This is a genomic window from Streptomyces sp. NPDC002994, from assembly GCF_040611155.1.
GTDB lineage: Bacteria > Actinomycetota > Actinomycetes > Streptomycetales > Streptomycetaceae > Streptomyces.
Genome location: NZ_JBEXNQ010000011.1, coordinates 1 through 24,399 on the forward strand (window position 1 = coordinate 1; position 24,399 = coordinate 24,399).

Sequence of the window (24,399 nt, forward strand, 5' to 3'; positions counted from 1 at the left end):
GTGGGCCGGGGCGGCGGGTCAAGGGTGGGCCGAAGGCACATCGCGCAGCGACGCGACCGTAGGGAGCGCCCTTGACGCGCCGCCACGGCCCACCGACACTCGAGCGCTCGGGACGGCCCGAAACCCCCAGAAGCAAGCCTTGCGTCGCGTCAACCCGGCTACGGCCGGTCGGCGGCTTTCCTCCGGGAGATAGGGGGGTTAGCACCACTGCCACAGGCCTTCCCCCCTCCGTAGCGTTGACACCATGGAAGCCCGCGACCCTGAGCTGAAGAAGGAACTCGACGCTACCTTGCAGGCGCGCAAGGAGCTGGGGGGCGACTACGAGTCCGCGCTCGTCGAGTCGTTCCTGGAGAAGGTCGAGCAGCGCCTCGACGATACGGTCGACCGCCGCGTCCGGCGCCAGCTGGCCGAGCAGCAGGTGGTTGTCGCCCGAGGCGGCACCAAGTCGCCGCAGGGCACGTCGAGCTTCGGCGAGCGGTTCGGGTTCGGCGCGGTGTCACTCGTCCTCGCCATCCCGCTGTCGGCGATCGGCGTCGCCAACGCGGGCATCGAAGGCCTGGTCGTCGCCTGGCTCGGCATCGTCGGCGTCAACGCCGTCCACGCCGCGCGTGGCCTGCCCTGGCAGCGGAGGAACCGTCAGAAATCCGACTGGGAGGACTGACCCAAACTGACCCAAAACTAACCCAAAATGTCGCGGGGACCGCCGCACCCCCGGTCACCCAGGGGGCGGGACGACGGCGGTCCCCGCGAGGGGCGCGGGCCGGGTTCAGGGCCTCGCGTCCAGGCGTCCGTGGAGGTCCGGGAGCCGCTCCGGTTGTCCTTGACGCCGACAACAACCAATGTGCCCCAGCCGTGTTAAGCCGGTGCTGCGCGAACGTGTCGCCCTCGTACCACTTTTGCGAAGCCGCGGCTAAGCCAGCACCACGCCACGACTACGGCACGACTGCGGCACGACTACGGCACCGCTAAGCCACCACTACGCCTGCGGCTTCGCCAGGAATGCCAGCAGGTCCTGCCGGCTCACCACACCCGTCGGCTTCCCCTCGACCAGCACAATCGCCGCGTCGTGCTGCCCCTTGCTGCCCAGCACAGCCATCAGGTCCTCCACCGGCTCCCCCGAACCGACCTGCGGCAGCGGCGCGCTCATGTGCTTCTCCAGCCTGTCGCCCAGCTGCGCCCGCTGCGCGAACAGGGCGTCCAGCAGCTCGCGTTCGACGACCGAGCCGATGACCTCCGCGGCCATGACGTCCGGGTGACCCGCGCCCGGCTTCACGATCGGCATCTGCGAGACGCCGTACTCGCGCAGTACGTCGATCGCCTGGCCCACCGTCTCCTCCGGGTGCATGTGCACCAGGTTCGGCATGTCGCCCTCCTTGTACCGCAGGACGTCCCCGACGCTCGCGTGCGGCCCCGACTCCTCCAGGAAGCCGTAGTCCGCCATCCACTCGTCGTTGAAGATCTTGCTGAGGTAGCCGCGGCCGCTGTCCGGCAGCAGTACGACGACCACGTCATCCGGGCCGAGGCGCTCCGCCACGCGCAGCGCGCCGACGACCGCCATGCCGCAGGAGCCTCCGACCAGCAGGCCCTCCTCCTTGGCGAGGCGCCGCGTCATCTGGAAGGAGTCCTTGTCCGAGACTGCGACGATCTCATCCGTCACGGTCGCGTCGTACGCCGACGGCCAGAAGTCCTCGCCGACGCCCTCGACGAGGTACGGCCGCCCCGAGCCACCCGAATACACCGAGCCCTCCGGGTCCGCACCGATGACCTTGACCTTGCCGTCGCTGACTTCCTTCAGGTAGCGCCCCGTACCCGTGATCGTGCCGCCGGTGCCGACGCCCGCCACGAAGTGCGTGATCTTCCCGTCCGTCTGCGTCCACAGTTCGGGACCGGTGGTCTCGTAGTGCGAGCGCGGGTTGTTCGGGTTGCTGTACTGGTCGGGCTTCCAGGCGCCCGGCGTCTCGGTGACCAGACGGTCGGAGACGTTGTAGTACGAGTCGGGGTGCTCGGGGTCGACTGCCGTGGGGCATACGACGACCTCGGCGCCGTACGCGCGCAGCACATTGATCTTGTCCGTGGACACCTTGTCCGGGCAGACGAAGATGCACTTGTAGCCCTTCTGCTGCGCCACGATGGCGAGACCGACACCGGTGTTGCCGGACGTCGGCTCGACGATCGTGCCGCCGGGCTTGAGGGCGCCGCTTTCCTCCGCCGCTTCGATCATGCGCAGGGCGATCCGGTCCTTCACGGATCCGCCGGGGTTGAAGTACTCGACCTTGGCCAGGACTGTTGCCTGGATGCCGGCCGTCACGCTGCCCAGCCTCACAAGCGGGGTGTTGCCGACGAGGGTGATCATCGAGTCGTGAAATTGCACGATGCGCTCCGGGGTCTCCGTAATGGTGCTGCCCAGCGTAGAGCGCCGACGACGGCGTGTTCACGTTCGGGCGCGATTGAAGAGAGGCCACTACCGGGCAGTAAGCACTTGAGCGGAGTGAGCGGGTGGCTCGAGGCCTGGAGGAGGTGGCTGCGACTGTGTCGAGAGCAAGGGTGGCACGGCGGATCGCCGCTGGCGCGGCGTACGGCGGGGGCGGGATCGGTCTGGTCGGCGCGGCGGCGGTGGGGATTTTCCTTGCCGAGGTCCAGCTGGCCAAACGGTCGGTGGGCGGCGGCCGGGCGCCGGTACCACCACTGGCGGACGGGCTGTACGGGATGCCGCTGGCCGGGTATCCCATGGACGCCCCGCTGCGGCTCGCCATGCTCGGCGACTCGACGGCGGCCGGACAGGGCGTACGCCGGGCCGGGCACACGCCTGGCGCGCTGCTCGCGTCCGGTCTCGCGGCGGTGGCGGAACGTCCGGTCGTACTCCGCAATGTGGCGCAGCCCGGGGCGCAGTCGGACGACCTGGAGCGCCAGGTCACGGCGCTGCTGGCGGACCGTGAGCGGCTGCCCGACGTCTGCGTGATCATGGTTGGCGCGAATGACGTGACGCACCGGATGCCGGCCACGCAGTCGGTCCGTTACCTCGCCTCGGCGGTACGCCGCCTCCGTACGGCGGGTGCGGAGGTGGTCGTCGGCACGTGCCCCGACCTCGGCACGATCGAGCCGGTCTACCAGCCGCTGCGGTGGCTGGCGCGGCGCGTCTCGCGGCAGCTCGCGGCGGCGCAGACGATCGGGACGGTGGAGCAGGGCGGGCGGACGGTGTCGCTGGGCGATCTGCTGGGGCCCGAGTTCCTGGCCAACCCCCGTGAGCTGTTCGGGCCGGACAATTACCACCCCTCGGCGGAGGGGTACGCGACTGCGGCGATGGCCGTACTGCCGACGGTTTGCGCGGCGCTGGGCCTGTGGCCGGAGTCGGACCGGCTGGACGCCTCGCGCGACGAGGACATGCTGCCGGTCGCCAAGGCGGCGGCGGAGGCCGCGTCGGCCGCCGGTACGGAGGTGACGGGCGCCCGGGCGCCCTGGGCCCTCCTGAAGCACCGCCGTCGCCGCCGCCTCCCGACCCCGGCGGAACCGGCCGCCCAGCGGGAGCCGCGCCGGGCGCTGTGAGGGGTGCGCTGTGAGGGGTGCGGGGGCGGGTGAACCGGGGCTCCGCCCCAGACCCCGCTCCTCAAACGCCGGAGGGGCTGGTTGTGCCGGTGGGGAGGGGTGGGTAGAAGGGAAGGAAAGACCACCGACTGAGCGGGCGCTTAGAAAAGAGGCCCGCATCACATCACCAGGTCGGTGACCCCGGGCATACGTGCGGGTAACTTCCCAGCTAGCCCTGCGTACCGCCTTCTCGCCCTCATGGAGCCGTCATGCCCGAAGCCGTGATCGTTTCCACCGCCCGTTCGCCCATCGGCCGCGCCTTCAAGGGCTCGCTGAAGGACCTGCGGCCCGACGACCTGACCGCCACCATCATTCAGGCCGCCCTCGCCAAGGTGCCCGAGCTCGACCCCCGTGACATCGACGACCTCATGCTCGGCTGCGGCCTCCCCGGCGGCGAGCAGGGACACAACCTCGGCCGCATCGTCGCCGTACAGATGGGGATGGACCACCTCCCGGGCTGCACCGTCACCCGCTACTGTTCCTCCTCCCTCCAGACCTCCCGCATGGCGCTGCACGCCATCAAGGCCGGCGAGGGTGACGTCTTCATCTCTGCCGGTGTCGAGATGGTGTCCCGCTCCGTGAAGGGCAGCTCCGACGGCATTCCCGACACCCACAACCCCCTCTTCGCCGACGCGGAGGCCCGTACCGCCGCCGTCGCGCAGACCGAGGGCGCCGAGTGGCACGACCCGCGCGAGGACGGCCTCGTCCCCGACGCGTACATCGCGATGGGCCAGACCGCCGAGAACCTCGCCCGCCTCAAGGGCATCTCCCGCGCCGAGATGGACGAGTTCGGCGTACGGTCGCAGAACCTCGCCGAGCAGGCCATCAAGAACGGCTTCTGGGAGCGCGAGATCACCCCGGTCACCACCCCCGACGGGACCGTGGTGAGCGCGGACGACGGCCCCCGCGCCGGCGTCACCCTCGAAGGCGTCCAGGGCCTCAAGCCCGTCTTCCGCCCCGACGGCCGCGTCACCGCCGCCAACTGCTGCCCGCTCAACGACGGCGCCGCGGCCCTCGTCATCATGAGCGACACCAAGGCCCGTGAGCTGGGGCTGACGCCGCTGGCGCGCATCGTTTCGACCGGTGTCTCCGGGCTCTCGCCCGAGATCATGGGTTACGGCCCGGTGGAGGCCAGCAAGCAGGCGCTGAAGCGCGCCGGGCTGAGCATCGGCGACATCGACCTCGCCGAGATCAACGAGGCCTTCGCCGCCCAGGTCATCCCGTCCTACCAGGACCTCGGCCTGGACCTGGACAAGCTCAACGTCAACGGTGGCGCCATCGCCGTCGGCCACCCCTTCGGTATGACCGGCGCCCGCATCACCGGCACGCTGATCAACAGCCTCCAGTTCCACGACAAGCAGTTCGGCCTGGAGACGATGTGCGTGGGTGGCGGCCAGGGCATGGCCATGGTCATCGAGCGCCTCAGCTGAACCTGAGCTGCACCTGAGCACGCCGACCGCACCCGGTTCGTAACCCAATCTCCCCCAGGATGTGATCTATCTCCTGGGGGAGAGGCATATCCCCAGGTCAACGGCGGTTACGGGGCGAACGAGCGGCGGAAAGAACTGTCCAATTCGTGACGTAATGCACTGACAGATGGCGCGCACTCACCTCAAGCTGATGTAGGAAGTCGGGGGATCGATGAAACCGGGAGTAAGTCAGTGAGCGCCATGCCTCTTGCCCTGCTGCTTACCACGGCCGCCGCCACGGCCGTGGGCGCCGCTGCCCTGCACGCAGTCCACGGACTGCGCAAGCAGGTCGCCGCTCTGCGCACCGAGCTGACGGCCGCAGCCGTCAGCCGTTCCGGGGCCGCCGTCCCCCAGCAGACCCGTGCCGCCGAAGCGGACGGGATACGGGCCGCGGTAGCCGAAGCCCTCGCCGAGGAGCGTGAGCGCGAGCTGGCCGAGGCGCGTGCGTTCTGGGCCGCGCAGGAGGCCCGCGACGCCGCCGACGCCCCGTCGCTGCTGGGCGGCCTGCCCGGTCTCGGCGACGAGTCGCCCCCGTTCTTCATCCCGCGCCAGGCGGACTTCACGGGCCTGGAGTCGTTCGACGCGTACGAGGCGCTCGAGGCACTTGACCGCGCCGACGGCGCCGACAGCATCAACGCTCTCCATGGGCTGGACGGACTGGACGGGCTGGACGGACTGGACGGTTTCGATGGGCTCGACGGCGTCGACGACCTCGATCAGGCCGACGCGTTCCCCGAGGACTCCCCCGAGCTGGCCGCCGCCCGCCGCCGCCACCCCTCGCACCCCGACTTCGTCCCGGTTCAGACCCCGGTCGTGGCCGACCACGAGCGCACCGTGACGCGCCTCCAGGAGCTCGCGGCCGCCCGCACCGCCCTCACCGACGTACGCCCGGGACCGCTCGGCACCCTCGACGTGTACGTCTTCATGGACGGTACGACGCTCTGCATGACCCCCGGCCACCGCGAGACCGCCGAACGCCTGGCCGAGTCACTGCGCGTCGGCGAGTCCCCGGTCCTGCTCGGCGGCTCCGGCATCTCCGGGGCGTACGCCCTGACCTTCTCCTGCGGCGAGGAAAGCGTCTACATCCTCGCCGACCGCGTCATCGCGTCGATCTAGCCCCGGGCGTCGATCCAGCCCCGGGCGTCGATCCAGCCCGCGCTCAGACCCCGGCCCGCGCCGCCGCCGCCTTCACCAGCTTCACGGCCTCGTCCAGCTCGGCCTCCACGGCCTCGACGGACGGGGCCGTTCCCCGTTGCCTCGCCCCCGCCATTTCCGGCGCCGCGACCATTTCCAGCGCCCCCGCCAGATCGTGGCCGGCCACCGCGAGCTGGTCGGCCACCGCGAACGCGCCCGCGTCCGGCATGATCCGCGGTTGCGCCTCCGGCTCCTCGATCCGCTGTGCCCGTACGGACAATTCCCTGGCCAGGGCGAGTCCTTCGGCGGCCGCGCCGCGTTGCAGGCGGCTCTGCGGGGCGGCGCGCAGCCGGTCGGCGAATCGGTCCACGGCGGCCGTCAGGGGCGTTGTATCAAGCACGCCGCGACCCTACGCGCCCTCCCGGGACTGTTGCCAACGGGCGAACACTCAGGCACGGTGACATGAAGGAGCACTCGCGCAATGCGTCCGGAGGCGCCGAATGTCCCAAGTTTTCTCCGAAGAGACCCATCAGAACCTGCTCTCCCGAATCCCTCACTGCACCGGTCGTGAAGTCTCCGACTGGCTCCGCGCCGTAGACGACGGCCCAGCCCTCTTCCGCTTCGAGGAGAAGGTCAGCTGGCTCCGGAGTGAACACAATCTCGCCTACGGCCATGCGAAAGCGATCATCCACGAGTACGACCTGAGGCGCGCCGCCCGGCGATTGCTCTAGACGTAGACATACGGGTAGACATGCGGAAGGGCCCGCCCGGCATACGCCGGGCGGGCCCTTCCGCATGTGCCCAGGGGCGACTGTCGTTCTAGTCGTCGCCGCTGAGGATGGAGACCAGTCGCAGCATCTCCAGGTAGATCCACACCAGGGTCAGGGTGAGGCCGAAGGCCGCCAGCCAGGACTCCTCGCGCGGAGCGCCGTACGCGACGCCGTCCTCGACCTGCTTGAAGTCCATGGCGAGGAAGAACGCGCCGAGCAGCACACCGACGACACCGAAGACGACGCCCATCCAGCCGCTGCGGAAGCCGAGGCCGTCACCGCCCGCGAACACCATGAACAGCAGGTTCACGGCGGTCAGCACCATGAAGCTGATCGCGGCGATCATCAGGTAGCGCGTGAAGCGCTGCGTGACCCGGATGATCCGGGTCTTGTACAGGAAGAGCATGGTGACGAAGACCGCCATCGTGCCCAGCACCGCCTGCATCGGCGCACCCGGCGACACCATCGTGTTCACGAAGTTGCTGAGCGCGCCGAGGAAGATGCCTTCGAAGCCCGCGTACGCCAGGATCAGCGCGGGGACGGGCGTCCGCTTGAAGGACTGGACCAGCGCGAGCACCATCGCCACGAGAGCGGCGCCGATGGCCAGGCCGAGGCCGATGTTCATGACCCAGGCGACGGTGGCGCCGGCGATCACGAGGCCGAGCGTGATGCCCGTCCGCGCGACGACGTCGTCCATCGTCATGACATCGCCGCGTACGGGCGCCTGCGGGGCGCCGTACTGCGTGTCCTGCTGGGCGTAAGGGTTGGTGGCGTACGGGTTCGCGGGGGCGCCCTGGGCGTACGGGTTGCCCTGCGCCGTACCGACGGCGGGGCCCCCGGCCTGCGGTGCCGCGGTGAAGCCCGCGGTGCCGTTGTCGCGGCTGAAGCCCCGTCGCGAGAAGACCGGGTTGCTGCTCCTCATCTCACTCCTCCATGGCCACCCTGCGTGGCCTTGGGTCAAGAGTAATGGGAAAGCAAAAGGAAGACCCTAGTGCCAGGGGAGGATCTTTGGTGACGGTTCGGGATCACTGGGGCTCGGGGGCTACAGCGCCACCAGCACCTTGCCCCGGTTTGCGGCCCGGTTGACATAGAGGCTGCGGTAGGCGCCCGGGATCGAGTCGAATCCCTGGTGCAGCGTCTGGTGGTGGGCGATGTCGCCGCGCCTGATCAGGCCCCCGACCTCCGTGCGCAGTGCCGCCAGATGCTCCTCGTCGTACCACTCCTGCGCGAAGATCCCCCGGATGGTCGTACGGGGAAACATGATGTGCGGCAGCAGGCGCGGCCCGACGGTCTCCCTGCCCACCTGGGTCGCCCACTGCCAGCAGACCGCCACCTGGCTGCCGACGTTGAGCATCGTGAACACCGCGTCGGTCACGGTGCCGCCCATGTTGTCGAAGTACTTGTCGACGCCGTCCGGCGCGGCCTGCGCCAGCGCCTCCCGTACCGCGTCCGCCTCGTCGCCCTGCCGGTAGAGCACCACGGCGTCGAAGCCGAGGCCGGTCAGGAACTCCGCCTTCTCGGGCGAGCCGGTGGTGCCGACAACCCGTGCGCCGGCGTGCTTGGCCAGCTGGCCGGCCAGGGTGCCGACGGAGCCCGACGCGCCGCTGATCACGACCGTGTCGCCGGGGCGCACGGTCAGGAACTTGGTCATCGTGCCCCAGGCCGTCAGGCCGGCCACGCCCATGACGCCGAGCACCGAGGAGAGCGGCAGCGCCTCGTCGTAGTGGGCCAGGTCCAGCCTGCGGAAGGCGGGAAACACCATCGGCAGGAGGCCGTCCCGCCACACCACCGGTCCGCCGTCGCCGACCAGGTGGCTGCGCCAGCCGCCGTAGCCCTGCACCACCTCGCCGACTCCGTACGCCGCGTCGGGTCCCGCCGCGACCACCTCCATGACGGAGTCCGCCGTCATGTGCGCGCCGATCGGCGTCTCCAGGGCGAGCCCGTGCAAGTAGGGGTCGACCGAGACGTACCGCGTCTTGAACAGCATCTCGTCGTCCTTGAGGGCGGCGACATCGACCTGGTCGACCACCTTCTCGTACATCCGGTCGACGTCCGGCACCCCGTCGACGTGCTCGCGCACCACCCACTTCTCGATCTTCATGCGAGAACCCCTGTCGTGGTCGGCCTGTCGGTGGATGTGGTGCCGGTGGATACGGGCACGGTCCGGTGCGTGGGCGGTGGTGCGCTGTCGTCGATGCTCGCCGTGAATTCACGGCCGTCGTCGCGGCAGATGAACTGCATGACGTGCCTGCCCGCCGCGGCCGCCCTGATCAGGCCGCCGATGGTGGCCCAGACGCCGGAGAGGTAGAAGTTCTCCAGGCCGGGCAGCACCGGCCCGTTCTTCTTGATCTCCTCCTCCAGCGTCTCGCTGCCCTCGACGAACGGCTGCCAGCCCGGGAACGCCCCGTCGTAGGTGCCGGTGTAGCGGACCTGAGTGAGCGGCGTTGATACGTCGGCCACCTTCACGGCGTGCTTGAGCCCCGGGTAGCGCTCGTCCAGGAAGCCCACGATGCCTTCGCGCACGCGGCGCTTGGCCACGCTGTACTCCCGGCCATGCCGCACCGGGAGGGTGTGCAGCTCCTGTCCGCGGCGCTGCCTGCTGGCCTGCTCGGGGCCGTCGCGCAGTGGCCGCCAGGAGTCGATGGTGGAGAAATACGTCGCGAAGACTACGGCCGTTCCGTCGGGCGACAGCTCCGGATAGTGCCTGCTGCGGAACTGGACGTTGATGCTCGGCGTACGCATCCCGGGCAGCCGGGCCGCTTCCGCGTCGGTGAGCAGGTACGTCGTACAGGGGTCCGCGTCCGGGAAGGGACGGCGCAGGCCGAGGAAGAGGCTGACGTAGCCGGGGGACAGCATGCCCGGCTCGTCGATGACTCTCGTGTAGAGGTCCCGGTAGGTGTCGTTCAGGTACTGGCCCTTGAGGAGCTTCATCGCCGTGGTGTGGCCGTCGGCGGCCGAGACGACGATGTCGGCGTAGAACTCCCGGCCGTCGCTCAGCCGGACACCCACCGCCCGGTCGTTCTCGACCAGCACCTCCTGGACCTTGGCGTTGTACTTCACTTCACCACCGAGCCGCTCGTAACGCTGCGCGACGGACTTCGCCAGGCCGAGCGAGCCGCCTTCCGGCACTCCGGCCGACTGGTTGGCGTGGGCGGCCAGCTGGAAGTAGAACGGCAGCACCGGGAACGCCGAGTGGTTCTCGTACAGGATGAAGTTGAAGGCCTCGCGCAGCAGCGGTTCCTTGAACCGCGCCGAGTAGTCCGACATCAGCTCCGTGATGGACTTGCGGATGGTGTTGAAGTACGGGAGGAACCCGGCCAGCATCCGCCAGCGCTCGACCGTCCCCATCAGGCCGACCGGCTTGAGGAACGGGTAGACGGCCAGGGCTCTCTGGAATTTCCGTACGCCGTCGCAGAAGTTGCGGATCGGGCGGGCGTCGGCCGGTGAGATGGCCAGTAAGTGGGCTTCGAGGCGGTCCGGGTCGGAGTAGAAGTGGACGGCTCGGCCGTCGCGGCCGCGCACGATGTTGAACGCGTCGAAGTGGCGCATCTCCTTGCCCTGGAGGGCGCCCAGTTCGAGCCAGATCTGGTACATCTGGTTGCCGGGTCCGTTGCCGAGCAGCCAGCTGATGCACCAGTCGAAGGTGAAGTCCCCACGGCCCCAGCCCGTGCAGGAGCCGCCGGGGATCTCGTGCATTTCCAGGACCTGCGAGCGGTAGCCGTTCATTTGCGCGTAACAGCCGGTGGACAGGCCGCCGAGGCCGCCACCGATGATGATCATCGTCTCTCTGGTCTGCTTCAACCGCGCCATCGTGGGGCCTCCTCGGGCTCGTGAGTTGCCTTGCCGTTCACCAGCTGACGGGCAGTGCGTTCAGGCCGATGATCATCGCGTCGGTCTTCCAGCTCAGTTCGTCCTCGGGGACGGCGAACCGAAGGCCCGGCATCCGGTGCAGTACGCGTTCCAGGGCCACTTGCAGTTCGAGCCGCGCCAAGTGCGCGCCGATGCAGTAGTGCACGCCGTGCCCGAATCCGACATGGGGGTTGACGGGGCGGTCGAGGACGAGCCGCTCCGGGTCCGGGAAGATCTCCGGGTCCCGGTTGGCCGCCGCCGTCGCGACCAGCACCGCGTCACCGGACCGGATCAGGACTCCGCCCAGCTCGACGTCCTCGGTGGCGTACCGGGGAAGGGTGAAGCCGACCAGCAGCGGCACGTACCGCATCAGCTCCTCGACCGCCTTGGGGATCGCCTCGGGGTTGTCCCGCAGGCGTACGAGGTCGGCGGGGTCGGCCAGCAGCTGGTAGAAGAAATTTCCGATCTGGTTCGTGGTGCTCACGAAGCCGGCGATGAGCAGGTCGGAGGTGAGGGCGAGCAGTTCCGTCTCGGTGATCTGTTCGTCCTCGTCGCAGGCCTGGACCAGTCCGCTCAGTACGTCGTCGCCCGGCTCGCGGCGGCGCAGTTCCAGCACGCCCGCGAGGTAGCCGAAGAGCTCCTTGCCGCGGGTCATCAGTTCCTGCTCGGAGGAGGTGTTGGAGAGGACGGACTGCGCCCAGCCCCAGAGCCGCCGGTGGTCGGCGCCGGGCACGCCGAGCAGTTCGCAGATGATGGTGGTCGGCAGCGGGATCGCGAAGTCGTCGACCAGGTCGGCGGGGGCTCCCTTCGCCTCCATGGCGTCCAGCAGCCCGTCGGCGACTTCCCTGGCGCGAATCCGCAGCCCTTCGACGCGGCGGGCGCCGAACTCCTTGGCCACCAGGGAGCGCAGCCGGGTGTGCTCGGGCGGCTCCTTGGAGAACAGCCCGCCGCCGTCGCGGGTCATCGACCGCAGCCGTGGCTGGTCCCGCCCCACAGCGGCGGCCAGGCTGAAGCGCGGGTCGGCGAGGACTGTCTTCACGTCGGCGTGCCGGGTGACGAGCCAGGCGCCCTCTCCGTAGGGCAGCCGGACACGGGCGAGCGGGAGGTCGCGCAACTCTCCGTATCGCGGATGGACCTCGAGTCTGGACGGGGGGAAGGGGTAGGGAATCGGCTGCTGCTGCGTCACCACGATGGGCACACCTCTCGCCGTAGGCCGCGACCGTACGACGGACGGTTCCCGTACGGTCACCCAGCGTTATCGAGAGTATGCAGTGCGTAGTCGCCATGTCATCGGCGCAGGCGCTCACGTGGGGGGCGCGCTCCGCCGGGGGTGCGTCACCGGGGCGCGATCGGCTCGCGGCAGCCGCCCTGGCGCCGGTCACTGGTCGGGCGGCCCCTCGGCCGTGCGTGGTGCCCGGAGCCGGACTTGAACCGGCACGCCCCGAGGGGCAGCGAGGTTTAAGCTCGCCGTGTCTGCATTCCACCATCCGGGCAAGGTGCGCGGCTCCACAATTCGCGGGTCAGAGCCTATCCGGACGCTTCCCCCGTACAGCGGAATGCCGGGCTGATGTTGTCTTATTTTATTGACGCCTGAGGGTGTGTCAGTGCGCGAATGCGCTGTCGGCACATGCCGGGAGGGGTGGACAGGCGTAAAGGACCGCGTACGGGAAAGGCGGAAACTCGACTGCCCGCGCCACTGTCTGCGGTCCTTGCCGGGCCCTGGGCGCGCCTGCCCCGACTCGGGGGCGGCCTCAGGGACGGCGTCATACCAAAGGAGGACGGGCATGCCCGGCGATGCGACTCAAGACGGCCCCGGGAACGGGCACGAGGGCTGATCCGCGGGCGCCGATCGGACGGGACCATGAAGGAGTCCCTTTAAACGTCCCCGACAGGAGTGCCCTCTCGTGACCACCACCCCCACCGCCACCGCCCACCGCGCCACCGCGGTGGCCGCACGCGCCACGGAGCTCTCAAAGGTTTACGGGCAGGGCGAGACGCAGGTGGTCGCTCTGGACCGGGTCACCGTGGACTTCCGCCAGGGTGAGTTCACCGCGATCATGGGCCCGTCGGGTTCCGGCAAGTCGACGCTGATGCACTGCGTCGCGGGTCTCGACTCGTTCAGCTCCGGCTCCGTACGGATCGGCGAGACCGAGCTGGGCACCCTCAAGGACAAGCAGCTCACGCAGCTGCGCCGGGACAAGATCGGCTTCATCTTCCAGGCGTTCAACCTGCTGCCGACGCTCACCGCCGCCGAGAACATCACCCTGCCGATGGACATCGCGGGCCGCAAGCCCGACAAGGAGTGGCTGGACACGGTCATCGGCATGGTCGGCCTGGCCGACCGGCTGAGCCACCGGCCCGCCCAGCTCTCCGGCGGCCAGCAGCAGCGCGTCGCCGTGGCCCGCGCCCTGGCGAGCCGGCCGGAGATCATGTTCGGCGACGAGCCGACCGGAAACCTGGACTCCCGCTCGGGCGCCGAGGTCCTCGGCTTCCTGCGCAACTCCGTGCGCGAGCTCGGCCAGACCGTCGTCATGGTCACGCACGACCCGGCAGCCGCGTCGTACGCGGACCGCGTGATCTTCCTGGCCGACGGCCGGATCGTCGACGAGATGCTGAACCCCACCGCGGACGGCGTCCTCGACCGGATGAAGGAGTTCGACGCCAGGGGCCGCACCAGCTGATCTCCGGCTGACCGCCCCGTTCGTTCCCCTCCGGCCGACCCCCACCCCAGGACTGACAGAAATGTTCCGTACCGCCCTGCGCAATGTGCTCGCGCACAAGGCCAGGCTGCTGATGACCGTGCTCGCCGTAATGCTCGGCGTGGCCTTCGTGTCCGGCACCCTGGTCTTCACCGACACCCTCTCCAACGCCTTCGGCAACCAGTCGGCGAAGAGCTACAAAGACGTCGCCGTAGCGGTCACGACGTACCCGGACTCCGAGAACAGCAAGAAGGAGCTGGGCATAGACGCCCGGACCCTGGAGAAGATCCAGGGCCTGGACGGTGTCGCCGCCGCCACCGGGCGCGTCTCCGGCTTCGCCGGTGTCGCCGACCCCGACGGCAAGCTCATCGGCAACGGCTGGTCCAACACCGGCGCCAACTTCGAGCCGGGCAAGGGCGGCAAGAATCCCAAGGATCCCGCGTACGACTTCACCGACGGCTCCGGCCCGGCGAAGGCCGGCGAGATCGCCCTCGACAAGGCCACGGCCGACAAGGGCAAGTACAAGACCGGTGACACCGTGCGGGTCGCGACCAACGGGCCGGTGAAGGAGTACACCCTCTCCGGTGTCTTCACCACCGAGGACGGCCAGGTCAACGCCGGCGGCTCGCTGGTGCTCTTCCAGACCCCCGTCGCCCAGAAGCTTTACCTGACGCCCGGTCACTTCAAGGACGTCACCATCACCGCCGCCTCCGGCACGTCCGAGCAGCAGCTGCTCGACGCCGTGAAGCCGCTGCTGCCCGAGGGCGCCGAGGCCCAGACCGGCAAGGAGCTCGCCGACGACCAGGCCGAGATGATCGAGGAGGGCCTGAGCGCGCTCAACCAGGTGCTGCTCGCCTTCGCCGCGATCGCGCTCTTCGTCGGCATCTTCCTGATCTCCAACACCTTCACCATGCTGGTCGCCCAGCGCACCAAGGAGCTCGCCCTGATGCGCGCCGTCGGCGCCTCCCGCCGTCAGGTCAAGCGCTCGGTGCTGCTCGAAGCGATGGTCGTCGGCGCGATCGCGTCGGTGGTCGGTTTCGCCCTCGGTCTGGGGCTCGCGACCGGGCTGCGCTCCGCGATGTCCGCCTTCGGCGCGAAGGTGCCGGCCGGTCCGCTGATCGTCTCGCCCACCGCCGTAGCCGCCGCCTTCGCGGTCGGTGTGCTGGTCACGATGCTCGCCGCCTGGCTGCCCGCCCGCCGGGCCGCCAAGATCCCGCCGGTGGCGGCGATGAGCAGCGTGCACGCGGTCGCCACCACCAAGTCCCTGGTCGTACGGAACTCCATCGGCGGCTTCATCACGCTGCTGGGCGCGGCCGGCATCCTCGGCGGCGCCGCGGTCGGCAAGGACGGCCGGATGCTCATCGGGGCCGGTGCCTTCTTCGCGCTGATCGGCATCATCGTGCTGATCCCGCTGCTGTCGCGGCCGGTGATCGCGCTCGTACGTCCGCTGATCAGCAAGCTCTTCGGGGTGTCCGGCACGCTGGCGGGCCAGAACGCGGTGCGCAACCCGCGGCGTACCGGAGCCACCGCCTCCGCGCTGGCGATCGGCCTCACCCTGGTCACCGGGCTGTCCGTGCTCGGCGTCACCATGGGCCGTGCCGTGGACAAGATGACCACGGACAACATCAAGGCCGACTACATGTTCACGATGGCGAACAGCGGTTCGCTGGACAGCTCGGCGCTCAGCGCGCTGGAGAAGGTGCCCGGCGTATCAGCGGTCTCTCCGCAGACGGCCGCGAACTTCGAGCTGAAGGGCGAGTGGGCCGCGGCTTCCGGGGTCACGCCGGGCGACATCGAGCGGGTCATCAACATCACGCCGGTCTCCGGCTCGCTGGACTCGCTGGCCAAGGGCGCCATCGCGGTCGACGACAAGACCGCGAAGAGCGGGGGCCTGAAGGTCGGCGACAGCGTGCCCGTGAAGTTCGCGGACGGCAAGAAGTCGAAGCTGACGGTCGGTGCGACGTACAAGGGCAATGAATTCCTCTCGCCGGTCCTGATCGACCAGAAGACCGTGGCCAAGCACGAGGCCAAGCCGTACATCCGCGAGATCTGGGTGAAGACGGACGGCGGCGCGAGCGCGGCGAACGAGAAGGCGCTCGTGGACGCGCTGGGGCAGAACCCGGCGATCAGCGTGATGGACCAGCAGGACATCCGCAACCAGTTCGGCGGCATGATCAACACGATGCTGAACATCATGTACGGGCTGCTGGGCATGGCCCTGCTGATCGCGGTGCTCGGTGTCATCAACACCCTGGCGATGTCCGTCTTCGAGCGTCAGCAGGAGATCGGCATGCTGCGGGCGATCGGCCTCGACCGCCGCAAGGTCAAGACCATGATCCGGCTGGAGGCCGTGGTCATCTCGGTGTTCGGCGCGGTGATCGGTGTCGGCCTCGGTACGTTCCTGGGCTGGGCCATCGGCCAGACGGTCAGGGACTCGGTCCCGGGTTACGCCCTGGTCGTGCCGTGGGACCGGATCGGCATCTTCCTGCTGCTGGCCGCGGTGGTCGGCGTACTCGCGGCGATGTGGCCGGCGCGCAGCGCGGCGAAGCTGAACATGCTCGACGCGATCAAGGCCGAGTAGTCGGCGGTACGCACCGATGCCTGCGTATGCCTGACGAAGGGCCGGTCCACCGGGGGCCGGCCCTTCGCCGTGGGTCAGGAGCCCTTGCAGTAGCTCATCAGCTGGGCGTGGTTCGTCCTGTACTGGCCGAAGAGCGTCGCGTTGTCGATCTTCAGCAGTGTCTCGTCGTTGGCCCGCAGCGCGGGGTACGTGTAGTTGTGGCTGCCGGTGAAGACGAGCTGCTGGTCCGCCGCACCGGCGTACGTGCCGTCGATCAGCAGGTACTTGGAGTGCAGGCCCACTTTGGGCAGGTCGGCCCCCCGGTCCTCGTGGCACTGCACGCGCTCGGTGAGTTTGCCGTAGACGGCCGACTCGACGGACGCGCTCATCGAGCCCGGCGCCCCGTCGTGTGCCAGAAGCACCGAACAGCCCGCAGTCTTCAGCGACACGAGCTTCTTGGCGACCTCGTCGCGCGTGAAGAGGTTCGCCGCCATCCGGACCTGGGTGCCGCCCGTGCAGCTGACGTTGTCGAGAATCAGGTTGATGGTGTCGGTCGAGGCGTCGTTGTTGTACTCGGCGCCCGAGGCTTCCCGGCGCGGGAAGAAGTAGGTCTTGTACGCGCCGCTCGACGGGGTCTTGTAGTAGTGGCTCAGTCCGCTCGCCGACGCCCCGTACTTCAGCAGATCGGTGAAGTACGCCTGGTAGATGCCGTAAAGCCCGGCGTCGACGATCGTCACCGCGTTGTTGAAGAGGTCGGTGCGCTGGGTGTTGGTCATGTTGGCCGAGGCCTGCACCACCACGTTCGCCGACCCTCCCACCGAGGAGAAGAGGAAGAACTTGTTGTGGTTGATCGGGCCGTCCGCGTCGCCGGGCAGCATCCGCGTGCCGATGCAGCCGCGCCCTGCCGGACAGGCCAGCACCCACGACGACTGCGTACGGTCGGTACCGAGCCCGGTGGCAAGGGTGTTGTACTCGCCGCCGGTCATGGTGGCGGAGGTGTGGTCGAGGATCACCTTGACCGAAACGCCGCGCTGCTTGGCGGCGACCAGGGCGTCGGCGACGGTGTCCTCGGTGAAGGTGTACATCGACACCGTGATCGTGGTGGCCGCCGCGGCCTGGTTGATCAGGCCTACGATGTGGTCACGGACCTTGCTCTGTTCGGCCGTGGTTCCAGCGGGGTTGTTGAAGGTGGCGCTCGTCGCGACGGCCGCCACGGCCGCCGGCCGGCTCTCCGGTTGCGCGGAGGAGGCTGCCGGGGCATTCAGTAGGGCCGTGGTCATGAGAGTGGCTGCCAGGACAGGCAGCCACGTCCTTCTGAGGCGGAACAAGTGGGTTCCCCTTGCTTCGTGATGCATTCATGACACTGTAGGCGCGCGAAAAAGGCGGGGCACAGGCTGGTCAGATTCCTGTGCTCCCGCCTCGCTCGCCGCGCCCGAAGTGCTGAACGTATCCAGCCACCAAAGGGGTTAGAAAGTCATAATCAGGCCGTTATCGGAGCGGCGGATTCCAGGTGCGGGCACGCAGTGGCATACCCGACGCGCCGTTCTCCCCCGGCCGTACGGCGAGAACCTGGTTGACGCCGATCCTGTTGCGCTCGAAGGAGAGCGCGGAGGCCGCCATGTAGAGCTGCCAGACGCGGGCCCGCCCCCGGGAGGTCGCCCGTACCGCCTGGGACCAGTTGGCCTCCAGGTTGGCGACCCACTGGCGCAGCGTCAGGGCGTAGTGCTCACGGATCGACTCGACGTCACGGACCTCGAAGCCCGCCTCCTCCAGCGTCCCCACGGTCCGGCCGAGCGGCGCGAGTTCGCCGTCCGGGAAGACGTACGCGTCAATGAACTCGTCGATGCGATACTCCTCTTCGTTCGGCTCCGGGCGCCGCGCGATCTGGTGGTTGAGCAGCCGCCCGCCGGGCTTGAGCAGGGCGAACAGGTCGTCGGCGTACGCCCGGTACTGGACCGAGCCGACATGCTCGGCCATCCCGATCGACGAGATGGCGTCGTACGGACCGTCCCTGACGTCCCGGTAGTCCTGCACCCGGATCTCGATGCGGTCGGTCAGCCCCTCGTCGGCGATGCGCTTGCGGGCGTAGGCCGCCTGCGCGGTGGAGAGCGTGATGCCGGTGACGTGGGCGCCGTACTCGCGCGCCGCGTGCATCGCCATCGAGCCCCAGCCGCAGCCCACGTCCAGCAGTCGCGTCCCTTCCTTGAGCGCCAGCTTGCGGCTGATGAGGTCGAGCTTGGCGTGCTGGGCCTCTTCGAGGGTCACCCCCCCAACGGACCCGGCGGAATCGTCGAAGTACGCGCACGAGTAGACCATCGACGGGCCGAGCACCAGCCCGTAGAAGTCGTTGCCCACGTCGTAGTGGTGGCTGATGCTTTCCTTGTCTCGGCGCTTGGTGTGCAGCGGCCCCGTGCGGCGTCTGACCTCTTCGGCGGGCGGGCGCGGCGGCGGCCAGGGGCCCGCGAGGGCGAGCAGGCCGCGGGCGGCGGCGCGCAGGCGGGGGTCGCGCACCGGGTGGATGGCGCTCTTGGTCTCGGCGCCGCGGTCCCAGAGCAGTCCGGCGATGCGGTCGAGGGCCTCGTACAGGTCGCCCTCGATGTCGATCTCACCGGCCACCCACGCACGGGCCAGGCCCAGTTCGCCGGGCTTCCACAGCAGGCGGCGCAGGGCGCGGCGGCTTCGGACGACGAGGACCGGGGCGTCGGCCGGGCCGGATTCGCTTCCGTCCCAGGCGCGGATACGGACAGGTAGTGGAGTCCCGAGGAGTTCCTCGGCAAGCGTGGTCAGCCGCAGGGCGGCGTCGGCCATGGTGCACACCTCCGTGACAGTGTTGCCCGGATTACTGAGCGTTCACCAGAGATAACACCGACGGGTGTCCCGCAACATCCCAATGGCGGGCAATGGATCAGCAAAGTGCATGGCGTGCACATGCATCAGGGTGCGGATACGCCGAAGGGGCCGCCCGCACCACGGATGGCGGGCGGCCCCTTCGGGCTGCGGCTACTGCTCTGCGTACTGCTGACGCTGGAGCGTCAGGACGCCTTGGCCTTCTCGCTGCCTGCGGGCGCGCCCGCCTTGGCGGCGGCCGGGGCCGGGGCCGGCTTGGCGGCCTCGTAGAACTCCTCGCGCGGAGTCTCCATGGCGCCGAGCGAGACGACCTCGCGCTTGAGGAACATGGCGAGGGTCCAGTCGGCGACGACACGGATCTTGCGGTTCCAGGTGGGCACGGCCAGACCGTGGTAGCCACGGTGCATGTACCAGGCGAGACGGCCCTTGAGCTTGATCTTCATCTTGCCCATGACGATCATCGCGACGCCCTTGTGCAGGCCGAGACCGGCGACCGCACCCTTGTTGGCGTGGCTGTACTCCTTCTGCGGGAAGCCCCGCATGCCGGAGACCACGTTGTCGCCGAGGACCTTGGCCTGACGCAGCGCGTGCTGGGCGTTCGGCGGGCACCAGGCGTTCTCGACGCCGGCCTTGCGGGCGGCGACGTCCGGGACCTGGGCGTTGTCGCCCGCGGCCCAGATGTAGTCCGAGCCCTGCACCTGGAGCGTCGTCTGGGTGTCCACGTGACCGCGCGGGCCGAGCGGCAGGCCGTAGCGGGCGAGGGCCGGGTTCGGCTTGACGCCGGCGGTCCACACGATGGTGTTGGAGTCGACCTCGAGGCCGTTGTTCAGCACCACGTGGCCGTCCACGCAGGAGTCCATGCCGGTCTTGAGGTAGACCTCGATGCCACGGCCCTCGAGGTGCTCCTTGCCCCACTTGCCGAGCTCGGGCCCGACCTCGGGGAGGATCTTGTCGGCCACGTCGACGAGCAGGAAGCGCATGTCTTCGCGCTTGACGCTGGTGTAGTACTTGGCCGCGTCGCGGGCCATGTCCTCCACCTCGCCGATGGTCTCGGCGCCGGCGAAGCCGCCACCCACGAAGACGAAGGTCAGCGCCTTGCGGCGGACGTTCTCGTCGGTCGTGGAGTCCGCCTTGTCGAGCTGCTCCAGGACGTGGTTGCGGAGGCCGATGGCCTCCTCCACGCCCTTCATGCCGATGCCCTGCTCGGCGAGGCCGGGGATCGGGAAGGTGCGGGAGACGGCGCCGAGCGCGACGACGAGGTAGTCGAAGGGCAGCTCGTAAGCCTCGCCGACGAGCGGCGCGATGGTGGCGACCTTGCGGTCCTGATCGATGGTCGTGACCCGACCGGTGAGCACCTCGGCCTTGGGCAGGACGCGTCGCAGGGGTACGACGACGTGCCTCGGCGAGATGCTGCCGGCGGCAGCTTCGGGGAGGAAGGGCTGGTACGTCATGTACGAGCGCGGGTCGACGACCGTGACGGTCGCTTCCGCATAACGCATCTTCTTGAGGATGCGTCGTGCTGCGTACAGGCCTACGTACCCACCGCCTACTACGAGGATCCTGGGACGCTCCGTGGTGCTCATGCCATCGAGTATCCACCCCTTGGAGGGGGGTGGCTCGTGAGCCCCTTCACAAGCTCCTTGGACACCTCTGCTACACTCCGCCGCCCACGTGACACAGGTCATGGCGCGGCGGGGGAACCACGGTGTACGGGCGGACGTTGGAAACCCCCCGTGAGCTGGACGCACGGGGGATTTCGGGGGGTGTACCACCGGTCGGCGCCGGGCCCGGTTCACACCGGCGTAACGCTCCCGGAGCGGTCCGAAATGCGATCGGCACCGCCTAGTTGAGGCTCCAAAGGGGCTCTGGACCCAGATTCGTAGGCCAAGAGGCCCCAATTCCTTGTGAAGAACTTCACGAAGTTCTTCGCCGAGGCGTCGCGCAGGCGCCTGTCAGGCGATGGACCAACCGATTCCGTCGAGGATGTCGTGCTCGCTGACCACGACTTCCCGGGCCCCGGTCCGCTCCATGATCTCCAGCAGTACGAGCGCCCCGGCCCCGATGACGTCGACCCGGCCCGGGTGCATGACGGGGATCGCGGCCCGCTCGTCGTGGGTCGCGGCGAGCAGCTCGCCGGTGATCTCCTTGACCCGCTCGTACGGGATGCGGGAGTGGTGGATCGCCTGCGAGTCGTACGCCTGGAGGCCCAGCGCGATCGCGCCCACGGTCGTCACCGAACCCGCGAGCCCGACGAGGGTGTGCGCCTCGCGGAGCGGCACCGTCTCCTCGGCGAGGTCGAGGGCGGCGCGGATGTCGGCGCGGATCGCGGTGATCTGGCCGGGGGTGGGCGGGTCGGTGACGACGCCGTCGCGCGTCAGGTGGCGCTCGGTCATCCGTACGCAGCCGATGTCGACGGAGCGGGCGGCCCGCACGTGGCCGTCGCCGACGACGAACTCGGTGGAGCCGCCCCCGATGTCCACGACGAGGTACGGCCCCGTCAGGTCCTCACGGCCCGCCAGCTCCTTCGTCGCGCCGGTGAAGGAGAACTCGGCCTCCTGGTCACCGGTGATCACCTCGGGCTCGACGCCCAGGATGTCGAGGACGCCGCGTACGAAGTCTTCGCGGTTCTCGGCGTCGCGGGAGGCGGAGGTGGCGACGAACCTGAGCTTCTCGGCGCCGTGCGCCTTGATGACCTCGGCGTACTCGCGGCAGGCGGCGAAGGTACGTTCCAGCGCCTCGGGGGCGAGGCGGCCGGTGCGGTCGACGTCCTGGCCGAGCCGGACGATCTGCATGCGGCGGTCGATCTCGACGAGCTCGCCGGTCTCAGGCTCGGCGTCGGCGACGAGCAGCCGGATGGAATTGGTACCGCAGTCGATGGCGGCGACGCGAGTCATGCGTGCTCCTGGTGTGGTGGTCGTGGGGTTCAGTCTGCCGCCGGGGCCTCGCACGGCGTCACGCACGGCCCCTTCGCCCACCACTCCGGCAGCAGCGCGAGCGCCTCGTCCCCGAAGGGGTTCACGCCGGGCCCGGCCGCGAGCGAGTGGCCGACCAGCACGTGCAGGCACTTCACACGGTCCGGCATGCCGCCCGCGCTCGGGAAGCCCTGAAGCACCTCGATCGCGTCGCGGCGCCGGATGTAGTCCTCGTGGGCCGCGCGATAGGCCGCGGCCAGCTCCGGGTCCTCGGCGAGCCGGTCCTGCATCTCCTTCATCAGGCCCGAGCCTTCGAGCGTGCCGATCGCACCGGACGCGCGCGGGCAGGTGAGGTAGTACAGCGTCGGGAACGGCGTGCCGTCCTCCAGACGCGGGGCCGTCTCGACCACGTCCGGCTGTCCGCACGGGCAGCGGTGCGCGATGGCGCGCAGTCCGCGCGGCGGGCGGCCCAGCTGCAGCTTGAACGCGGCGATGTCCGCCTCGGTGGGCTCGGTGCGCGGGGTGGTCGGGGGTGCGGCGTCCATGCGTGCGTTCGTGCCTTCGTGTTGGTGGTGACGGTGACTGGTGAACGGTACTTACTGGTTGCCCGTACGGTCGGCCTTGTCGACGCCGTCCCAGAGGTTGCTGTACCAGGGCCGGTCGGCGCCGCCCTGGTCGTCGCGGCGCCTGTCGCGGGCCTCGGGATCGTAGACGGTGAAGCCCGTCTCTCCCGGCCGTACGAGGTGAAGGTGCTCGCGGGCGAGGCGCTCGATGTACGCGTCGTCCTTGAGCCGGGCCTTCTCGTCGCGGAGCTCCTCGACGCGTTGGCCGGCCTCCCGCATCCGCTGCTGCTGGTCGGCGATCTCGCCGCGCTGCGACACGTACTGCCGCATCGGGTAGGCGAGGGCCACGACCAGCGAGCACAGCACCAGGACGAGGAGCGCCGCCCGGCCGGTGAGCCGGGAGCGGCGGGCCTGACGGCGGGTCTGCGAGCGGTAGACACGGGCGGCGGTCTGCTCGCCGAGCAGCCGAATCCTGGTCGCAGTGGAGAACCGGTCCCGGTCCTTCCCGGCCATGTATCCCGCCTCCCCTGCCGTTACGCACGTACGTCCCCGGACACGGTACGGGACCGCGGCCGGGGACGTACGTACGACTGGCTGTGCTGTGGTGTCAGGGCTTGCTGTCAGCCCTTGCTGTGCTTATCCCTTAAAGCGGGGGAAGGCGGAACGACCCGCGTACACCGCCGCGTCGTCGAGGATCTCCTCGATGCGCAGCAGCTGGTTGTACTTGGCGACGCGCTCGGAGCGGGCCGGGGCGCCGGTCTTGATCTGGCCGCAGTTGGTGGCGACGGCGAGGTCGGCGATGGTGACGTCCTCGGTCTCACCGGAGCGGTGCGACATCATGCACTTGAAGCCGTTGCGCTGCGCGAGCTCGACGGCGTCCAGGGTCTCGGTCAGCGAACCGATCTGGTTGACCTTCACGAGCAGCGAGTTGGCGGCGCCTTCCTCGATGCCGCGGGCCAGGCGCTCCGGGTTGGTGACGAAGAGGTCGTCGCCGACGATCTGGACCTTGGCGCCCAGCTTGTCGGTGAGGACCTTCCAGCCGGCCCAGTCGTCCTCGAAGAGCGGGTCCTCGATGGAGACGAGCGGGTACGCCGCCACGAGCTCCTCGTAGTACTCCGTCATCTCGGCGGCCGAGCGGGACTTGCCCTCGAACTCGTACGAGCCGTCCTTGTAGAACTCGGACGCGGCGACGTCGAGCGCGAGCGCGATCTGCTCGCCCGGGATGTAGCCGGCCTGCTGGATGGCCTCGAGGATGAGGTCGAGCGCGGCGCGGTTGGAGTCCAGGTTCGGGGCGAAGCCGCCCTCGTCGCCGAGGCCGGTGGACAGGCCCTTGGTCTTCAGGACGGACTTGAGGGTGTGGTAGACCTCCGTGCCCCAGCGCAGGGCCTCGGAGAACGACTCGGCGCCGATCGGCGCGATCATGAACTCCTGGATGTCGACGTTGGAGTCGGCGTGCGACCCACCGTTGAGGATGTTCATCATCGGAACGGGCAGCAGGTGCGCGTTCGGGCCGCCGAGGTAGCGGAAGAGCGGCAGGTCCGACGCCTCGGAGGCGGCGTGCGCGACGGCGAGGGAGACGCCGAGGATGGCGTTGGCGCCGAGGGAGGCCTTGTTCTCGGTGGCGTCCAGGTCGAACATGGCCTGGTCGATCAGGCGCTGCTCGGTGGCGTCGTAACCGACGAGCTCCGGGCCGATCTGCTCGATGACGGCGAGGACGGCCTTCTCGACACCCTTGCCCTGGTAGCGGTTCGGGTCACCGTCGCGAAGCTCAATGGCCTCGAACGCTCCGGTGGAGGCACCGGACGGAACAGCAGCACGACCGGTGCTGCCGTCGTCGAGGCCGACCTCGACCTCGACCGTGGGGTTGCCTCGGGAGTCCAGGATTTCCCGGGCTACGACGACGTCGATGGACGGCACGAGCATCTCCTTCTGGGATGTGACGCTAGGGGTGCAGGGTCACTTTGGCCTTGCGACAAGAGCCTAACCGGCTCGGGGGCATCGGTCGGCCGTTCGC

The 24,399-nt window shown here is 69.3% G+C and carries 20 protein-coding genes and 1 tRNA gene; 7 read left to right on the forward strand and 14 right to left on the reverse strand.

The window, feature by feature from the left end; all coding sequences use genetic code 11:
- The first annotated feature begins 244 nt into the window (after window positions 1-244).
- The gene (locus tag ABZX79_RS16465; protein ID WP_355257131.1) at window positions 245-661 is read left to right on the forward strand and encodes a hypothetical protein; all 417 of its coding nucleotides are present in this window, start codon (window positions 245-247) and stop codon (window positions 659-661) included.
- 315 nt (window positions 662-976) lie between these two features.
- On the opposite strand, the gene ABZX79_RS16470 is transcribed toward ABZX79_RS16465, so the two are convergent.
- On the reverse strand, window positions 977-2,371 hold the full coding sequence (locus tag ABZX79_RS16470) for a cystathionine beta-synthase (RefSeq protein ID WP_355257134.1): 1,395 nt from the start codon (window positions 2,369-2,371) through the stop codon (window positions 977-979).
- Between the two features lie 173 nt (window positions 2,372-2,544).
- Between ABZX79_RS16470 and ABZX79_RS16475 the strand changes: the two genes are divergently transcribed.
- The 3 genes from ABZX79_RS16475 (at window position 2,545) to ABZX79_RS16485 (ending at window position 6,167) form a co-directional block, all read left to right on the forward strand.
- Window positions 2,545-3,543, forward strand: coding sequence for an SGNH/GDSL hydrolase family protein (locus ABZX79_RS16475; RefSeq protein WP_355257664.1), 999 nt, complete (start codon window positions 2,545-2,547; stop codon window positions 3,541-3,543).
- Window positions 3,544-3,791: 248 nt separating this feature from the next.
- The gene (locus tag ABZX79_RS16480; protein ID WP_355257136.1) at window positions 3,792-5,012 is read left to right on the forward strand and encodes an acetyl-CoA C-acetyltransferase; all 1,221 of its coding nucleotides are present in this window, start codon (window positions 3,792-3,794) and stop codon (window positions 5,010-5,012) included.
- Window positions 5,013-5,252: 240 nt separating this feature from the next.
- Window positions 5,253-6,167: a hypothetical protein gene (locus ABZX79_RS16485; protein WP_355257667.1), complete on the forward strand. Its 915-nt coding sequence runs from the start codon at window positions 5,253-5,255 to the stop codon at window positions 6,165-6,167.
- Window positions 6,168-6,210: 43 nt separating this feature from the next.
- Here the strand turns inward: ABZX79_RS16485 and ABZX79_RS16490 are convergent, their stop codons facing one another.
- Entirely contained in the window at window positions 6,211-6,585 is a 375-nt protein-coding gene (locus ABZX79_RS16490) for a hypothetical protein (protein WP_355257139.1), read from the reverse strand.
- Window positions 6,586-6,685: 100 nt separating this feature from the next.
- Between ABZX79_RS16490 and ABZX79_RS16495 the strand changes: the two genes are divergently transcribed.
- A complete protein-coding gene (locus tag ABZX79_RS16495) occupies window positions 6,686-6,916 on the forward strand; it encodes a DUF4287 domain-containing protein (RefSeq protein ID WP_138899329.1) in 231 nt (76 codons plus the stop codon).
- A gap of 88 nt (window positions 6,917-7,004) precedes the next feature.
- Here ABZX79_RS16495 and ABZX79_RS16500 read toward each other — a convergent pair whose 3' ends face one another.
- The 5 genes from ABZX79_RS16500 to ABZX79_RS16520 form a co-directional block, all read right to left on the reverse strand.
- Complete coding sequence (locus ABZX79_RS16500) at window positions 7,005-7,877, reverse strand: Bax inhibitor-1/YccA family protein (protein WP_355257143.1); 873 nt, start codon at window positions 7,875-7,877, stop codon at window positions 7,005-7,007.
- A gap of 120 nt (window positions 7,878-7,997) precedes the next feature.
- A complete protein-coding gene (locus tag ABZX79_RS16505; RefSeq protein ID WP_355257146.1) occupies window positions 7,998-9,056 on the reverse strand; it encodes an NADP-dependent oxidoreductase in 1,059 nt (352 codons plus the stop codon).
- Window positions 9,053-10,735 (reverse strand): NAD(P)/FAD-dependent oxidoreductase, encoded by a 1,683-nt coding sequence (locus ABZX79_RS16510; protein WP_355257670.1) that lies wholly within the window; start codon window positions 10,733-10,735, stop codon window positions 9,053-9,055. Before ABZX79_RS16510 ends, ABZX79_RS16505 begins: the two co-directional genes overlap by 4 nt.
- Window positions 10,736-10,802: 67 nt before the next feature.
- On the reverse strand, window positions 10,803-11,993 hold the full coding sequence (locus ABZX79_RS16515; RefSeq protein ID WP_355257149.1) for a cytochrome P450: 1,191 nt from the start codon (window positions 11,991-11,993) through the stop codon (window positions 10,803-10,805).
- A 219-nt stretch (window positions 11,994-12,212) separates the two neighbouring features.
- Window positions 12,213-12,297, reverse strand: a tRNA-Leu gene (locus ABZX79_RS16520).
- Window positions 12,298-12,708: 411 nt separating this feature from the next.
- On the opposite strand from ABZX79_RS16520, the gene ABZX79_RS16525 reads away from it, so the two are divergent.
- Window positions 12,709-13,485, forward strand: coding sequence for an ABC transporter ATP-binding protein (locus tag ABZX79_RS16525; RefSeq protein WP_214971722.1), 777 nt, complete (start codon window positions 12,709-12,711; stop codon window positions 13,483-13,485).
- Window positions 13,486-13,546: 61 nt separating this feature from the next.
- The gene (locus tag ABZX79_RS16530) at window positions 13,547-16,084 is read left to right on the forward strand and encodes an FtsX-like permease family protein (RefSeq protein WP_355257154.1); all 2,538 of its coding nucleotides are present in this window, start codon (window positions 13,547-13,549) and stop codon (window positions 16,082-16,084) included.
- 74 nt (window positions 16,085-16,158) lie between these two features.
- On the opposite strand, the gene ABZX79_RS16535 is transcribed toward ABZX79_RS16530, so the two are convergent.
- The 7 genes from ABZX79_RS16535 to eno all read right to left on the reverse strand — a co-directional run bounded on the left by ABZX79_RS16535 (window position 16,159) and on the right by eno (window position 24,308).
- Window positions 16,159-17,343 (reverse strand): phospholipase D-like domain-containing protein, encoded by a 1,185-nt coding sequence (locus tag ABZX79_RS16535; protein ID WP_355257157.1) that lies wholly within the window; start codon window positions 17,341-17,343, stop codon window positions 16,159-16,161.
- Window positions 17,344-17,551: 208 nt separating this feature from the next.
- Entirely contained in the window at window positions 17,552-18,871 is a 1,320-nt protein-coding gene (locus ABZX79_RS16540) for a cyclopropane-fatty-acyl-phospholipid synthase family protein (RefSeq protein WP_355257160.1), read from the reverse strand.
- 224 nt (window positions 18,872-19,095) lie between these two features.
- Entirely contained in the window at window positions 19,096-20,493 is a 1,398-nt protein-coding gene (locus ABZX79_RS16545) for an NAD(P)/FAD-dependent oxidoreductase (RefSeq protein WP_215134224.1), read from the reverse strand.
- A 369-nt stretch (window positions 20,494-20,862) separates the two neighbouring features.
- A complete protein-coding gene (locus tag ABZX79_RS16550; protein ID WP_355257163.1) occupies window positions 20,863-21,804 on the reverse strand; it encodes a Ppx/GppA phosphatase family protein in 942 nt (313 codons plus the stop codon).
- A gap of 29 nt (window positions 21,805-21,833) precedes the next feature.
- Window positions 21,834-22,367, reverse strand: coding sequence for a DUF501 domain-containing protein (locus ABZX79_RS16555; RefSeq protein WP_215134220.1), 534 nt, complete (start codon window positions 22,365-22,367; stop codon window positions 21,834-21,836).
- Between the two features lie 51 nt (window positions 22,368-22,418).
- On the reverse strand, window positions 22,419-22,898 hold the full coding sequence (locus tag ABZX79_RS16560) for a septum formation initiator family protein (RefSeq protein WP_355257166.1): 480 nt from the start codon (window positions 22,896-22,898) through the stop codon (window positions 22,419-22,421).
- 123 nt (window positions 22,899-23,021) lie between these two features.
- Window positions 23,022-24,308, reverse strand: a complete 1,287-nt coding sequence (eno, locus tag ABZX79_RS16565; protein ID WP_355257169.1) for a phosphopyruvate hydratase — start codon at window positions 24,306-24,308, stop codon at window positions 23,022-23,024.
- Window positions 24,309-24,399 lie beyond the last annotated feature (91 nt).

What these genes read in the sequence shown, in the direction of transcription:
- ABZX79_RS16465 (WP_355257131.1), top strand. Translation starts at nt 245, where the DNA reads ATGGAAGCCCGCGACCCTGAGCTGAAGAAGGAACTCGACGCTACCTTG.
- ABZX79_RS16480 (WP_355257136.1), top strand. Translation starts at nt 3,792, where the DNA reads ATGCCCGAAGCCGTGATCGTTTCCACCGCCCGTTCGCCCATCGGCCGC.
- ABZX79_RS16485 (WP_355257667.1), top strand. Translation starts at nt 5,253, where the DNA reads ATGCCTCTTGCCCTGCTGCTTACCACGGCCGCCGCCACGGCCGTGGGC.
- ABZX79_RS16495 (WP_138899329.1), top strand. Translation starts at nt 6,686, where the DNA reads ATGTCCCAAGTTTTCTCCGAAGAGACCCATCAGAACCTGCTCTCCCGA.
- ABZX79_RS16500 (WP_355257143.1), bottom strand. Translation starts at nt 7,877, where the DNA reads ATGAGGAGCAGCAACCCGGTCTTCTCGCGACGGGGCTTCAGCCGCGAC.
- ABZX79_RS16505 (WP_355257146.1), bottom strand. Translation starts at nt 9,056, where the DNA reads ATGAAGATCGAGAAGTGGGTGGTGCGCGAGCACGTCGACGGGGTGCCG.
- ABZX79_RS16510 (WP_355257670.1), bottom strand. Translation starts at nt 10,735, where the DNA reads ATGATCATCATCGGTGGCGGCCTCGGCGGCCTGTCCACCGGCTGTTAC.
- ABZX79_RS16530 (WP_355257154.1), top strand. Translation starts at nt 13,547, where the DNA reads ATGTTCCGTACCGCCCTGCGCAATGTGCTCGCGCACAAGGCCAGGCTG.
- ABZX79_RS16535 (WP_355257157.1), bottom strand. Translation starts at nt 17,343, where the DNA reads ATGACCACGGCCCTACTGAATGCCCCGGCAGCCTCCTCCGCGCAACCG.
- ABZX79_RS16540 (WP_355257160.1), bottom strand. Translation starts at nt 18,871, where the DNA reads ATGGCCGACGCCGCCCTGCGGCTGACCACGCTTGCCGAGGAACTCCTC.
- ABZX79_RS16545 (WP_215134224.1), bottom strand. Translation starts at nt 20,493, where the DNA reads ATGAGCACCACGGAGCGTCCCAGGATCCTCGTAGTAGGCGGTGGGTAC.
- ABZX79_RS16550 (WP_355257163.1), bottom strand. Translation starts at nt 21,804, where the DNA reads ATGACTCGCGTCGCCGCCATCGACTGCGGTACCAATTCCATCCGGCTG.
- ABZX79_RS16555 (WP_215134220.1), bottom strand. Translation starts at nt 22,367, where the DNA reads ATGGACGCCGCACCCCCGACCACCCCGCGCACCGAGCCCACCGAGGCG.
- ABZX79_RS16560 (WP_355257166.1), bottom strand. Translation starts at nt 22,898, where the DNA reads ATGGCCGGGAAGGACCGGGACCGGTTCTCCACTGCGACCAGGATTCGG.
- eno (WP_355257169.1), bottom strand. Translation starts at nt 24,308, where the DNA reads ATGCTCGTGCCGTCCATCGACGTCGTCGTAGCCCGGGAAATCCTGGAC.